The sequence below is a fragment of the Microbacterium zouquanmingi genome (genome assembly GCF_052266675.1).
Taxonomy (GTDB): Bacteria; Actinomycetota; Actinomycetes; order Actinomycetales; family Microbacteriaceae; genus Microbacterium.
In genome coordinates, this window is sequence record NZ_JBQPRA010000001.1 from 116,667 (window position 1) to 129,464 (window position 12,798).

Below are 12,798 nucleotides of genomic sequence, written 5' to 3' on the forward strand. Positions count from 1 at the left end.
CTAGGATCAAGCGCATGAAGATCCTGGTCATCGGAGCAACCGGCCACATCGGCGCCGTCGTCGTGTCGACTCTCGAGTCGCGCGGTCACGAAGTGCTGCGCGCATCGCGCGGCAGCGAGTGGACCGTCGATGCCACCGATCCGGCCTCGGTGCGCTCGCTGTTCGAGCGGGTCGGCGAGGTGGATGCTGTGGTGGTGGCATCCGGATCCGTGCCGTTCGCGCACCTGACGGAGCTGACCTGCGACGACTACCTGACGGCATTCACGTCGAAGGCGCTGTCGCAGATCAACATCGCCCGCACCGCTCTCGACCACGTGCGCGACGGCGGCTCGATCACCGTCACCACCGGCGTGCTCGCCCGTGAGCCGATCCCGACCGGTGCCGCTGCGGCCATGGCCAACGGGGCACTGGAATCCTGGATCGTCACGGCGGCCGCCGAGGCGCCGCGCGGCATCCGCATCAATGCCGTCTCGCCGAACGTTCTCGAGAACTCGCCCGGCAGTCACGCGCTCTTCGCCGGTCAGCGACCGGTTCCGGATGCTGAGGTCGGGCGCGCCTACACGCTCGCCGTCGAGGGGCTCGTGCGCGGACGCGTCATCACGGCGTAGGACTTTGTACGCTGAGGGCATGAGCGCCTCGCATCACCGACGCCTGCCGGCGATGGATCTCGCCGTCGACATCGGCTTCGCGATCCTGCTCGTGGTGTGCGCGGTGCGCTACTTCGGCCGGCATCCGCTGGAGGGCGTCGGAGTCGCCGCCCTCGTTCTCGCGATCGGCACCGCGGTGAGCTACGCGGTCGCAGTGATCGCCCGCCGCAACCCGGAAACCGCCAGAGCTGCCTCCGGCCTCGAAGCACTCGGGTCCCGGCAGGGCGTCGGGCTGCTCCTTGCGACCGCGTTCTGGCTTCCGCTGACGATCCTCGCGCCCTCATTCGGCTGGTGCGGGTTCGCGTTGTTCTTCGCCGTGCACCGGGTGATCCGAGGCCGACTCGCCATTGCGATCTCGACCGCGATCGTCGTCGCGGTGAGTGTCGGGCTGCTCCTGATGTCCAAGGGAGATGACTTAGGTCTCGTGCTCGGGCCGTTCTTCGGGGGTCTCGTGCTCACGTACGCCTACACCGCGCTGGATCGGGCACTGGATGCTCAGCAGGTGCTTATCGGCGAACTGATCGACACGCGCGCGCAGCTCGCCGAGTCAGAACGCGACGCCGGCGCAATGGCCGAGCGCGAGCGGGTGGCCAGCGAACTGCACGACACCGTGGTGCAGAGCACGGCTTCGGCGCTGCTCATGCTCGAGTCGGATGACCTGCGCGGCGCGACGGGCTCCCCCGCCGTGAGAAAAGCACGTGAGTCACTGCGTGAGACGCTCATCGAGACCAGACAGCTTCTGCATGGTCTGGCCGATCCGCGCACGAGCGCAGACTCGTTGGCGGCAGTTCTGGAGGCGCAATCTCTGTCAGCCGAGGCATCCTTCTCGATCGTCGGATACGAGCGGGTCGTCCCCGAAGCCGTCTCACACGCGCTTGCTCGCATCGTGCAGGAAGCACTCGTGAACGTACGCAAGCACGCGCACGCCTCCTCGGTCCACGTCACGCTCACGTTCTTCGACAGTGCGGTGGGCATTGACGTCGCGGATGACGGCATCGGGTTCGATACGGATGCTGTCGGCACGGAAACGAACGAAGCGAGTTCCGGCTTCGGCATCCGGGCCATGACGTGGCGTGTGGAGAATCTGGGCGGCACGCTGACGATCGAGACGCGGCCCGGCGAGGGGACGGTCGTCTCCGCGATCGTGCCGTCACCTGCTGCCGAGGAAGGCACGACATGATCCGCATCCTGCTGCTCGATGACCATCCTGTGCTTCGCCACGGGATCCGCGCCGTCCTCGATACGCAGAGTGACCTCGAAGTGGTGGCCGAAGCGGGATCGGTCGCCGAGGCCGCGGCTGCCGCTCACGGCATCGACGTCGCACTGGTCGATCTCGACCTCGGTGACGACGTGCCGGACGGCATCGACGCGATCCGTGCGATCCGCCGAGAGAACCCGGCCACTCGGGTGCTCGTGTTCACCGCATACGATTCCGATGCCGATATCGTGCGCGCGCTGGATGCCGGGGCCGCCGGCTACCTCGTCAAAGACAGCCGTCCCGCCGAGCTGTTCCGCGCGATCAGGCAAGCCGCGGACGGTGACCGCGCACTGGAAGGCGCGATCGGCGCGCGTCTGCTCGAGCGCATCGATCGGCCAGAAGAAGCCCTCACCGCGCGGGAGCTCGAAGTTCTCACCCTCGCGGCGGAGGGCCTCTCGAACCGCGATCTCGCGCGTGCGCTGCACGTCAGCGAGGCGACGGTGAAGACGCATCTGCATCACGCGTTCGCCAAGCTCGGCGCAGACAACCGTCAGGCAGCGATCGCTCTGGCAGCCAAGCGCGGTTTCATCCGCATCTGAGCGCACAGGGTTCTGTCAGCCAGCGTCAACTGATCGGTTGATGTGCTGCCTCTCGCGCATTCCTAACGTGGAATATGTACGCTTCGACGATCGGCGTCGAGGCTCGCATACCCTCAGGAAAGCAGAGCACACCATGCAGAACCGTATCGCTCCCTCGCGCGGCACCATGATCGTCGCCTCCGTCGTCACCGCCGTCGCCATCGGCCTCGTCCCGGCTGGCGGAGCCTTCGCCGCAGAAACGACCGCTGTTCCGGTCTCGGTGTCGGCGGCGGCATCGACCACCTCGCCGTCGGACGTGCTGTCCGGCACGCCGTGGGAAACGACCGGCGCCGTGGATCAGGACGGCAACGTCGTCCCGCTGACCGACGAGGCCGTCGTCAACTTCGTCGGCTGGGCGTACTACGGCACCGACGGAACCTTCACGATGTACGACCTCGCGGACGCCCCCAAGATGCAGGGCGACTGGACGGTGTCGGCAGACGGCGCCGAGCGCACACTGGTCGCGAAGGATGCCGCCGGCGAGGTCCTCTTCGAGCGCACCGTTCCGATCACCGTGCTCACCGCTGACGAGTTCACCTACCGGGTCATCCCGGATGCTGCCGACCCCGCAACGTTCTACGACATCATCCACACCCCCACCGACCACCCCGAGCCCCTGGCCGAGGCGCCGGTCGACGAAGAGGTCGTGACGATCGCCCCGGACGGCGACGCCGCTGACGGCGAAGCATCCGATGAGCTCGCAGAGACGGGCAACGCTGGTCCGATCGTCGCACTCGTCGCCGGAATCGTTGCTCTGCTCGGTGGCGCCGCCGTGTACATCACGCGCATGGTTCGCCGCGGACGCACGAGCTGAATCACCGCCATCATGACCATTCGCGCACTTCTTCTCGCAGCGACCGCGATGTCGGCGGCTCTCGTGCTGACCGGTTGCGTCGCCGGGGCATCGGCCCCGGCCAAGACCCCTGTGGAGTCCCCGGCTCCCCCCTCCTCGGGGGCTCCACAGGCCGACCTCGATGCGAAGCTCATCGCGGCAGCCTGGGCGAACGACGTCGAAGAGGCAGCCCAGCTGATCGAAGCAGGAGCAGATGTGAACGCCAAAGATTCCACCGAACAGAGCGCCTACCTCATCGCCACCAGTGAGGGATACCTTCCGTTGCTGGACCTCACCCTCCAGCACGGCGCCGACGTGACGAGTCTGGATTCGTGGGACGGCACCGGGCTCATCCGCGCCGCCGAGCGGGGCCACGCGGGGATCGTCGGGCGCCTGATCCAGGCCGGAATCGACGTGGACCACGTCAATAATCTCGGCTGGGTAGCCTTGCACGAGGCACTCGTGTTCGCGAAGGCGGATGCCGCCGATGACTATGTGGACACCGTGCGAGTACTCGTCGCAGGAGGAGCAGATGTGAACATTCCCGCTGAACGAGACGGCCTGACTCCGGCACAGCTCACAGACGAGCACGGGCTGCAGCCGCAGGGCGAACTTCTGCGCGCTGCCGCTTCTCTGAACGGGGTCGAGCAGGCCGATGCCGACCAGCAGCTCCTCGCCGCCGCTCGGGATGGCGATGCGGATGCCGCGGCTCTCGCGCTGCGCGCGGGGGCAGACCTCGAGACCCGCAACGATCGCGAGCAGACTCCGCTGCTCCTGGCATCCACGCACGATCACGTCGATGTCGCGCGGCTGCTCGTCGCGCTCGGCGCTGATCCGGATGCGCTCGACCACCAGCACGACACTCCGTGGCTCGTCACCGGCGTGACCGGAAGCGTCGCCATGCTCGAGGCGCTGCTGCCGGCGAACCCAGATATGTCGATCCCCAACCGCTACGGCGGACTCTCTCCCATCCCCGCCGGCGAGCGCGGACACGCGGACTACATCGCACGGGTCGTGACGACCGGGGTCGACCTGAATCACGTGAACAACCTGGGCTGGACAGCTCTGCTCGAAGCGGTCGTCTTCGGCGACGGATCACCACGATACGTCGACCTGGTGACTTCGCTCGTCGAAGCCGGCGCTGACGTCAACATCCCGGATGGCAACGGCACGACCGCCCTGGATCATGCCCGCGCGAAGGGGCAGACCGGCGTCGTCCGGGTCTTGGAGAGCGCCGGCACCGCCTGATCGCGGCGGGGCGGCGGGGCGGCGGGGCAGCGGGAGCCGCGAGTCAGCGCCCCTCGGCCGCCTCGGTGTGATGCCGGATCACCTCGGCCACGACGAAGTTGAACCACTTCTCGGCGAACTCGGGGTCGAGGTGCGCCTCTTCGGCGAGAGCGCGCAGGCGCGCGACCTGCTGCTCTTCACGACGTGGGTCCGATGCCGGCATCGCATGTTCAGCCTTGAGGAGTCCGACCTGCTGAGTAGCGCGGAATCGCTCGGCGAGCATATAGATCAGTGCGGCGTCGATGTTGTCGATCGTGCCGCGCAGGCGCAGCAACTCGGCGCGGGCATCCTCAGCGTCGGTCATGACTCTCCCTGTTCGTCGGCGCTTATGACGATATCGCGCCGATGACCTCTAGAGTGGGCGCATGAGCAACGATTTGCCCGCCGGATCCGACGAGTCCGGCTCTTCCGCCGAGGTGACGGCGCCAGAAACTCCTGCCGCGCCGACATCACGAACGCGAGTCGCGAAGACCACGTCGAAGAAGCGGAAGGAGCCCAAGCCCGAGCCAGCCGAGGTCCCCCTCACGCCGAAGCCGGTCGTCGAGCCGGAGCCGTCGTCGCGGTCGGTCTGGACGCGCATCGATCGGCCGTTCACCTTCGGGTTCCTCGTCACTCTCGGCGGACTCGGGGCGCTCCTGCTCGGATTCGCCCTGTCGAACCTCTCCACGGTGCTCATCTACATCGCGCTCGCACTTTTCGCCGCGCTGGGACTCGACCCCGCGGTGCGCTTCCTCGAGCGCCGCGGCATCGGCCGTGGATGGAGCGTGGTGGTCGTCCTCATCGCGCTGATCGTCGTGCTGGGCCTCGTGCTGTGGACGATCATTCCGACGGTCGTCGAGCAGATCACCTCGTTCGTCAAGAGCGTGCCAGGGCTCATCAGCGACTTCACCTCGAGCGATATCTACAAGACGCTCGAGGGGCAGTTCGGCGATCAGTTCCAGGATCTCGTCGCCGACGTGCAGCACTTCCTCACCAACCCGAGCAACATCGCCACGATCGGCGGCGGAGCACTCCAGGTCGGCGCGTCGATTGCCAGCGGAATCTCCGGCATTGTCATCGTTCTCGTGCTGGTCATCTACTTCGTCGCCACACTGCCGACCATCAAGCAGGCCATGCTGCGTCTGGTGCCGGCCCGCGATCGCGCCAACACCGCAGCCATCACCGAGCAGATCACCGACTCCGTCGGCGGTTATGTGATGGGCATGGTGATTCTGGCCTTCATCAACTCGATGATCGTGCTGATCCTGTACTCGGTGATGGGCTTGCCATTCCCGCTGCTGTTGGCGGTCGTCGCGTTCCTCATCACGCTGATCCCGCTGGTCGGTTCACTCATCTTCTGGGTGATCGGAACCGGAATCGCGCTGTTCTCCGACCCGCTCCTCGCGCTGGTGTTCGCCGTGATCTATCTGGTCTACATGCAGGTGGAGTCGTACTTCCTGACGCCCCGCGTCATGAACCGGGCGATTTCTATTCCCGGCTCGCTGGTCGTGATCGGCGCACTCGTCGGAGGCACGCTGCTCGGACTGCTCGGAGCGCTGGTCGCTGTACCGGTCACAGCATCCATCCTCATCATCATCAAGAAGCTCTGGATTCCGAGGCAGGATTCCCGAGTCTAGGGTCGCACTCAGACGGTCACGTCGACGATGCCTATGAATCGGCTGCCGACGCCTTCGATCTCAGTGCGGTGCTGATCGGATGCCGGGGCGGGAACATCCTGCGGCGCGTGAGTGCGGCAGCTGAGGTAGGTGAACTCCGGCCACCACTTCTTGGGACGGGCTGACTCGGTGAACCCGCAGACGACGCACGTCAAGGTGGCCCAGACGGGGCGCGCGCCCTTCTTGCGGTTCGCGCGCGATTGGACGAGCCAGGCCGGCGGATCCTGTTCGATCGCGGTGAGTGATTCTTCGCTCATTCCACCGTCGAGCCCGTGGCGGGCGGCCATCTCGACGGGGATGTCCAGCCGCTGAGCGACCTCGCGTGCGGTGATTGTGGGTCCGGGCATACGCCCATTCTCTCAAGCCTTCTCACGCACCGCCGCGAGGTCACCCTATGAAGGTCAGATGAGACTCTTGTCGGTCAGCCACTTCTTCGCGATCTCGTCGGGAGACTTCTGGTCGACCGTGCTCTGCACGCCGAGGGCGACGAGGTCTTCGGCAGACAGCTCTGCGCTGACCGCATTGATGACGCTGGCGATCTCGTCGGCGATATCGCTGGACGCGATCGGGACGACGTTCGAGGCAAGGATCAGGTTCTCCGGATCCTCGAGCGCGACGATGTCCTCGGTCTCGAACGCAGGGTCGGCGCTGTAGATGTCGGCAACCTGAATCGTGCCGGCCAGCAGCGACTCGAGCGTCGTGTCACCCGTAGCAGAGAATGCGAGGTCGACGCCATAGACCTCCTTGGCACCCGCCGGCCCGTACGGACGCTGCTCGAACTCGGGCGCACCGCCGATCGTGACCTGCCCGCTGACGTTCGCGAGGTCGGCGATCGTTGTGAGGCTGTTCGCCTCGGCGAACTCGGTGGTCACGGTGTAGGTGTCCTGATCGCTGGCCTCGGCGTAGTCGAGTGCGGTGAGGCCACCGGGCAGAGCATCTTGCAGCGCCGCGTAGACGTCTTCGGGGCTGGTGGCGTCGGCTGCGTCATCGAAGTACTCGAGCAGGTTGCCGGTGTACTCCGGGAACAGCCCGATCGCACCGGATTCCAGGTCGGGCATGTAGGCGTCGCGCTGACCGATGTTGAACTGGCGGTCGACGGTGTAGCCGGCACCCTCGAGCGCCTGGGCGTAGATCTCGGCGACGATCTCGTTCGAGTAGTAGGCCTGCGATCCGACAACGATCGTGTCGGTGCTGCCACCGGATGACTCTTCAGTGGGGGCGTCGAGCGGGTTGCTGCTGGAGCAGCCGGCCAGGGCGAGAGCTGCGGCGAGCGCGACTCCGGTCGCAAGGGCAAAGCGTGATCTGCGTGCGGTGAACATGATGTTCCTCTCTGGTGGGGAGTCAAGCGGATGCTGTGGATGCTGCCGCGCGACGGGCCGCGCGCGGTGTGGTCGTGCGGGGTTCGGCGGCGCGGATGCCGGCCGGCACCGCTGCCCGTTGAGCGAGGGCGAGCAGCAGGTCGACGATGAGGGCGAGAACGGCGACGAGAATCGCACCGCCCAGCACCTGGTCGAAGCGGCGCAGGGGAATGCCCTGGATGATCGGCCAGCCGAGTCCGCCGAGATTCACATAGGCGGCGATGGTGACCGTGGCAATGACCTGCAGGGTCGCCGCGCGAAGGCCGCCGACGAGAAGGGGCATGCCGAGCGGTACCTCGACCTTCCAGAACACCTGCCACTGCGTCATCCCCGTGGCCTGAGCCGCATCGATCACGCGCCGGTCGATCGCTTCGAGTCCGGTGTAGGCACCGGCGAGCAGCGAGGGGATCGCCAGCAGCACGAACGTGATCGTCGCGGCCTCCGGCACCCGAAGCACACCCAGCACCAGCACGAGCAGGACCATGAGTCCGAACGACGGGACAGCACGGGCTGCACCCGAGATGGCGACGGCGACCTCGCGACCGCGACCAGTGTGGCCGATCGCCCAGCCGGTCGGCACAGCGATGACGGCCGCGATCAGCACGGAGATCACGGTGTAGAACAGGTGCTGTCCGAGCAGCGTGGGCAGCGCGTACTGGCCCTCGAGCCGTTCGGGCGAGAACAACCAGGCAAAGGCATCCGCGAAGAGATTCATGCGGCGGCCCTCATCGGCAGTGCCGGTCGGCGGTGGCTACGGCCCGCGACCGCAGCGGCACGCGTCCACGGCATGATCGCGCGTCCGGCGAGCATGAGCAGCAGATCGATCACGAGGGCGATGATGACGACCGCGAGCACGCCGGCGAGCACCTCGGGGATGATACGGCGCTGCAGTCCGTTCGTGAACAGGTAGCCGAGGTTCTCGACCCCGACGAGGATGCCGACCGTGGCGAGCGAGATCGTGCTGACCGCGGCGACCCGGAGACCGGCCAGGATCACCGGGCCTGCGAGCGGGAGATCAACAGTCCAGAACCGGCGCAGCCCTCCGTAGCCGACCGCTGTGGCTGCCTGGCGGATGTCGGGGTCGACCGAATCGAGACCGTCGGCGACCGATCGCACGAGGATCGCCACGGCGTAGATCGTGAGACCGACGACGAGGTTGATCTCGAGGCGCGCCTGGTACCCGAGCACCGAGGGAAGCAGGATCAGCAGCGCGAGCGAGGGGATCGTGTAGAGCAGGCCTGTGAGGACGATGATCGGGCCGCGGACGAGCCGGTACCGCCACGCGATCCACCCCAGCGGCAGCGACAGGATGAACCCGATCACAATGGCGATCGCGCTCTGCCGTAGATGCGTCAGAGCCAGCCCGAAGATCAGGTCGAGGTTGTCGGCGACCCAGGTCATGGTGTCCTCGGCTCACCGGCATCCGCGTCGTCGAGCAGCGCGCCCTGGGTGCGCCCATCGGAATCGACCACGACGCGTCCGCGCGGTGTCTGCTTGATGCGCAGTGCCCGCTTGCCACGTTCGACGCCGATGAATGCGGAGACGAAGTCATCGGCCGGGTTCTCGATGATCTCGCTCGGGCTTCCGACCTGAACGATGCGCGCGCCCTTGTCGAGGATGACGACCTGATCGCCGAGCAGGAACGCCTCGTCGATGTCGTGCGTGACGAACACGACGGTCTTGTCGAGGTCGCGCTGCAGCCTGATGAGCTCCTGCTGCAGATCGGCCCGCACGATCGGGTCGACGGCGCCGAAGGGCTCATCCATCAGCAGGATGTTGGGGTCCGCAGCAAGGCCACGAGCGACCCCGACCCGCTGCTGCTGACCGCCGGAGAGCTGGCTCGGATACCGGTCGGCAAGCGAGCGATCAAGGCCCACAGTGTCGAGCAGATCACGTGCCCGATCGTGGGCCTGCTTCTTCGATGTGCCGTTCAGCCGCAACACGGTCGCGACGTTGTCGATGACCGAGAAGTGCGGCATGAGGCCGGAGTTCTGCATCACATAGCCGATGCTGCGGCGCAGAGCCACCGGGTTGCCGGTGAGCACGCTCGAACCGTCGATCTCGACGTCTCCGCTGGTGGGCTCGACCATTCGGTTGATCATCCGCAGCAGCGTCGTCTTGCCGCATCCGGATGACCCGACGAAGACCGTGGTCTTGCGCGAAGGCAACATGAGACTGAAATCCTCGACGGCCAGCGTGCCGTCGAGGAACCTCTTCGATACTGAGCGGAACTCGATCATGAGCAGACCGCTACGGCCCGACCTCCCTGTCGGGCGCGAACGCGATGTGAGCGGAGATGTCCTCGCCCACCCGCTCGGCGATCACGGTTCCTGCGAGCACAGCCTTCATGATGGTGTCTCCTCGGTTCGGTTTCGAGCGTATGGGAATGGTCAGACATGCGGGGCCGATCTAGGCAGATTCCCGCCCGTATGCCTCCAGCAGGCGGAGCCAGATCTCACTGACCGCGGGATACGACGGCACCGCGTGCCAGAGGCGCGTGATCGGCACTTCGCCGACGATCGCGACGGTCGCGGCATGGAGCAGCTCAGCGACATCAGGGCCCACGAAGGTCACGCCGAGGATGACGTCGCGCTCGGAGTCTATGACCATGCGCGCCTGACCGCTGTAGCCGTCTTCGCGCAGGCTGGCACCCGCAACGCCACCGAGGTCGTAGTCGATCACGCGGGTCGTGTATCCGGCATCCTGCGCCGCCGCGGCGGTGAGACCGACCGACGCCACCTCGGGATCGGCGAACACGACCTGCGGAACGGCTGCGGCATCCGCTGTCGCCACGTGACGCCCCCACGCGGCGACGTCGACGTCATCGCCGTTGCCGCGGGCGGCGATCACATCGCCCGCCGCGCGGGCCTGGTATTTACCCTGGTGTGTCAGGAGGACTCGGCCGTTGACATCGCCGACGGCATACAGCCAATCGCTTCCCGGCACACGCAGCGTGTCGTCGGTCTGGATGCTCTTCCCTGGCTCCAGCCCCACCGTTTCGAGGCCGATATCACCGCTGCGCGGAGTGCGCCCGGTCGCCACGAGAACCTCGGATGCCGTGACGTCTGTGCCATCGTCGAGAGTGACCGTGACGCCGTCGTCGCCCCGGGTCACCTTCTCGGTGCTGGTGTTCAGGCGCACCTCGACGCCGAGATCGCGCAGGCTCGCGGCGACGCGTTCGCCCGCGAACGGCTCCATCCCCGAGAGCAGCCCACCGCGCGCGATCAGCGTGACCTGTGCACCGAGCCCGGCATAGGCGGTGGCCATCTCGATGCCGACGACTCCGCCGCCGATGATGGCGAGGGATGCCGGGATCTCCTGCGCACTCGTCGCCTCGCGGCTCGTCCAAGGACTGGCCTCGATGAGACCGGGAATCGGCGGGATCGAAGCATCCGTGCCGGTGCTGATCGCGACCGCGTGCTTCGCCGTGAGAATCCGCGTGGTGCCGTCTTCGGCCGTCACGGTGACTTCGCGCGGGCCGGTGATGCGGCCGTGACCGCGAGCAAGATCAATGCCGGCCGACTCGAGCCACTTCACCTGGCCAGCATCCGACCAGTTGCTCGTGAACGAATCGCGCCGGGCGAGGACTCCGGCAGGATCAAGCTCCCCACCGATGACGCCCTGCACGTGCTGGGCTGCCCGAAGCGCCTGCGCGGGTCGCAGCAGCGCCTTCGATGGCATGCACGCCCAGTACGAGCATTCACCTCCGACGAGCTCGCTCTCGACGATGATCGCGGTGAGTCCGCCCTGCACGGCTCGGTCCGCGACGTTCTCGCCGACAGGACCGCCCCCGAGGACGATCAGGTCGTATTCATCCGTGGCCATTATGAAGCCTTCCGTCCGAGCCGATACCGCACCAGTCTTGCCGAAGTGCAACGCGATGTCACCGGGGTTGTTTCCGCCTGGGTCACACCTGTAAAGGAGACTCCTGCGGCCTGCGGCGGACTGACGCGGGACGTGCGCCGCCAGCGTCCGAGATCGGCGCAGGTCAGCGGGCGAGCAGAATGCTGGTCGGCGAGGGCGCCGCTGCGCGATGGCGGATGCCGCGGGGCGCGCCCGTGCGCTCATCGAGGTCGAGCACGCTGATGGCGCCTGATCGCTGACCTGCCACGAGCAGAGCGCCGTCGTGCACGAGGTGGTGCCGCGGCCAGTCGACTCCGGACTCGGCGAGCGCGAACGATTCGACGCTCTCTCCAGAACCCCGCACACGCAGCGCCGCGACCGTGTTGCTGCCGCGCACCGAGACGTACAGCGTCTCACCGTCGCGCGAAGGCGAGATCTCCGAGGGGAAGTCGAGGCCTTCCTGCATTCCGGGAGCTGCGGTGACGGCCGAGATCGCACCCCAGTAGCCGTCTTCGCCGGCGGCGAGAGTGAAGACCTCGCCGGAGTACTCGGTCACGACATGCAGGTGACCGCTCGGGTGCACGACCATGTGGCGCGGTCCCACTCCGTGCGGCAGAACGACTCTGTGGTCCTGCGTGAGCCCGTTCGCCGTCACGCGCCAGATGCGCACGAGGTCGAAGCCGAGATCGGTCGTCGCAATGCGCCCATCGGGCAGGAATGCCGCGGCATGCGCGTGCGAGCGGCGGGCCGGCCCGTCTTCCACCGGAGCTTCTTCTTCGGGCTCTGGCGCAGAAGCGTTCAGCCCCAGCGCCTCGTCGAACAGAAGCAGTCCGGAACGCGGGGACTCGGGCAAGACCTCGGGCGGGGACGCGAGAGATGCCAGGACGTCGGTGAGATCGGCGGAGCGCGGATCGCCCTCTGTGCCGTACGGGTCGGTTGCGGCATCCGCTACCGTCGGCGCCCCTGGCCGTCCGGCGGAATCCAACGTGATCCGCACCACACGGCCGTCGCCGTAGCAGCTGGCCACGAGATACGTACCGGACGGCGCGACGGCGAGGTGGCACACCGCCTCGCCCGCGTCGATCGGCGCGCCCAACGGCGCAAGTGAAGATTCGCCGTTGCGCACGAAAGCCTGGACGGTTCCGGATCCTTCGAGCGCCGCGTAAACGACATCGAGGGAGGGATGCTGGGCCAGCCACGACGGCGACGCAGCGGCTGCGACAGCGCCACGGTAGGCGAGAGTGGTGGGCTCGCGCCCCTCATCGCCCTCAAGCAGACCGATGCCGCTGGCATCGCCGCCCATGTCGGTGCCGTATCCGCCGATCCAGAACTGCGTCATC

At 67.0% G+C, this 12,798-nt stretch carries 14 protein-coding genes; 6 read left to right on the forward strand and 8 right to left on the reverse strand.

The window, feature by feature from the left end; all coding sequences use genetic code 11:
* The first annotated feature begins 14 nt into the window (after positions 1–14).
* From ACTU6V_RS00570 to ACTU6V_RS00590, 5 genes are all read left to right on the forward strand, one after another.
* Complete coding sequence (locus ACTU6V_RS00570) at positions 15–608, forward strand: short chain dehydrogenase (protein WP_443474641.1); 594 nt, start codon at positions 15–17, stop codon at positions 606–608.
* Positions 609–627: 19 nt separating this feature from the next.
* Positions 628–1,827 carry a sensor histidine kinase gene (locus ACTU6V_RS00575; protein WP_443469615.1) on the forward strand — a complete coding sequence of 400 codons (1,200 nt, stop codon included), beginning with the start codon at positions 628–630 and terminating at the stop codon, positions 1,825–1,827.
* A complete protein-coding gene (locus ACTU6V_RS00580) occupies positions 1,824–2,444 on the forward strand; it encodes a response regulator (RefSeq protein ID WP_443469616.1) in 621 nt (206 codons plus the stop codon). Before ACTU6V_RS00575 ends, ACTU6V_RS00580 begins: the two co-directional genes overlap by 4 nt.
* Before the next feature lie 133 nt (positions 2,445–2,577).
* Complete coding sequence (locus ACTU6V_RS00585) at positions 2,578–3,297, forward strand: DUF4822 domain-containing protein (protein ID WP_443474642.1); 720 nt, start codon at positions 2,578–2,580, stop codon at positions 3,295–3,297.
* Between the two features lie 12 nt (positions 3,298–3,309).
* Positions 3,310–4,563 carry an ankyrin repeat domain-containing protein gene (locus ACTU6V_RS00590; protein WP_443469618.1) on the forward strand — a complete coding sequence of 418 codons (1,254 nt, stop codon included), beginning with the start codon at positions 3,310–3,312 and terminating at the stop codon, positions 4,561–4,563.
* Positions 4,564–4,606: 43 nt separating this feature from the next.
* Here the strand turns inward: ACTU6V_RS00590 and ACTU6V_RS00595 are convergent, their stop codons facing one another.
* Entirely contained in the window at positions 4,607–4,906 is a 300-nt protein-coding gene (locus tag ACTU6V_RS00595; RefSeq protein WP_443469619.1) for a chorismate mutase, read from the reverse strand.
* 61 nt (positions 4,907–4,967) lie between these two features.
* Between ACTU6V_RS00595 and ACTU6V_RS00600 the strand changes: the two genes are divergently transcribed.
* Positions 4,968–6,218, forward strand: coding sequence for an AI-2E family transporter (locus tag ACTU6V_RS00600; RefSeq protein WP_443469620.1), 1,251 nt, complete (start codon positions 4,968–4,970; stop codon positions 6,216–6,218).
* 8 nt (positions 6,219–6,226) lie between these two features.
* Here ACTU6V_RS00600 and ACTU6V_RS00605 read toward each other — a convergent pair whose 3' ends face one another.
* From ACTU6V_RS00605 to ACTU6V_RS00635, 7 genes are all read right to left on the reverse strand, one after another.
* Positions 6,227–6,604, reverse strand: a complete 378-nt coding sequence (locus ACTU6V_RS00605) for a hypothetical protein (protein WP_443474643.1) — start codon at positions 6,602–6,604, stop codon at positions 6,227–6,229.
* Positions 6,605–6,658: 54 nt separating this feature from the next.
* Positions 6,659–7,576, reverse strand: a complete 918-nt coding sequence (locus ACTU6V_RS00610; RefSeq protein WP_443474644.1) for an ABC transporter substrate-binding protein — start codon at positions 7,574–7,576, stop codon at positions 6,659–6,661.
* Between the two features lie 22 nt (positions 7,577–7,598).
* Entirely contained in the window at positions 7,599–8,330 is a 732-nt protein-coding gene (locus tag ACTU6V_RS00615; protein ID WP_443469623.1) for an ABC transporter permease, read from the reverse strand.
* Positions 8,327–9,016, reverse strand: coding sequence for an ABC transporter permease (locus tag ACTU6V_RS00620; protein WP_443469624.1), 690 nt, complete (start codon positions 9,014–9,016; stop codon positions 8,327–8,329). The genes ACTU6V_RS00615 and ACTU6V_RS00620 overlap by 4 nt, the downstream gene beginning before the upstream one ends.
* Entirely contained in the window at positions 9,013–9,855 is an 843-nt protein-coding gene (locus ACTU6V_RS00625) for an ABC transporter ATP-binding protein (RefSeq protein WP_443469625.1), read from the reverse strand. The genes ACTU6V_RS00620 and ACTU6V_RS00625 overlap by 4 nt, the downstream gene beginning before the upstream one ends.
* Positions 9,856–10,024: 169 nt before the next feature.
* Positions 10,025–11,440 carry a dihydrolipoyl dehydrogenase family protein gene (locus ACTU6V_RS00630; protein ID WP_443474645.1) on the reverse strand — a complete coding sequence of 472 codons (1,416 nt, stop codon included), beginning with the start codon at positions 11,438–11,440 and terminating at the stop codon, positions 10,025–10,027.
* A 163-nt stretch (positions 11,441–11,603) separates the two neighbouring features.
* Entirely contained in the window at positions 11,604–12,797 is a 1,194-nt protein-coding gene (locus tag ACTU6V_RS00635) for a lactonase family protein (protein ID WP_443474646.1), read from the reverse strand.
* Position 12,798: the final 1 nt, after the last annotated feature.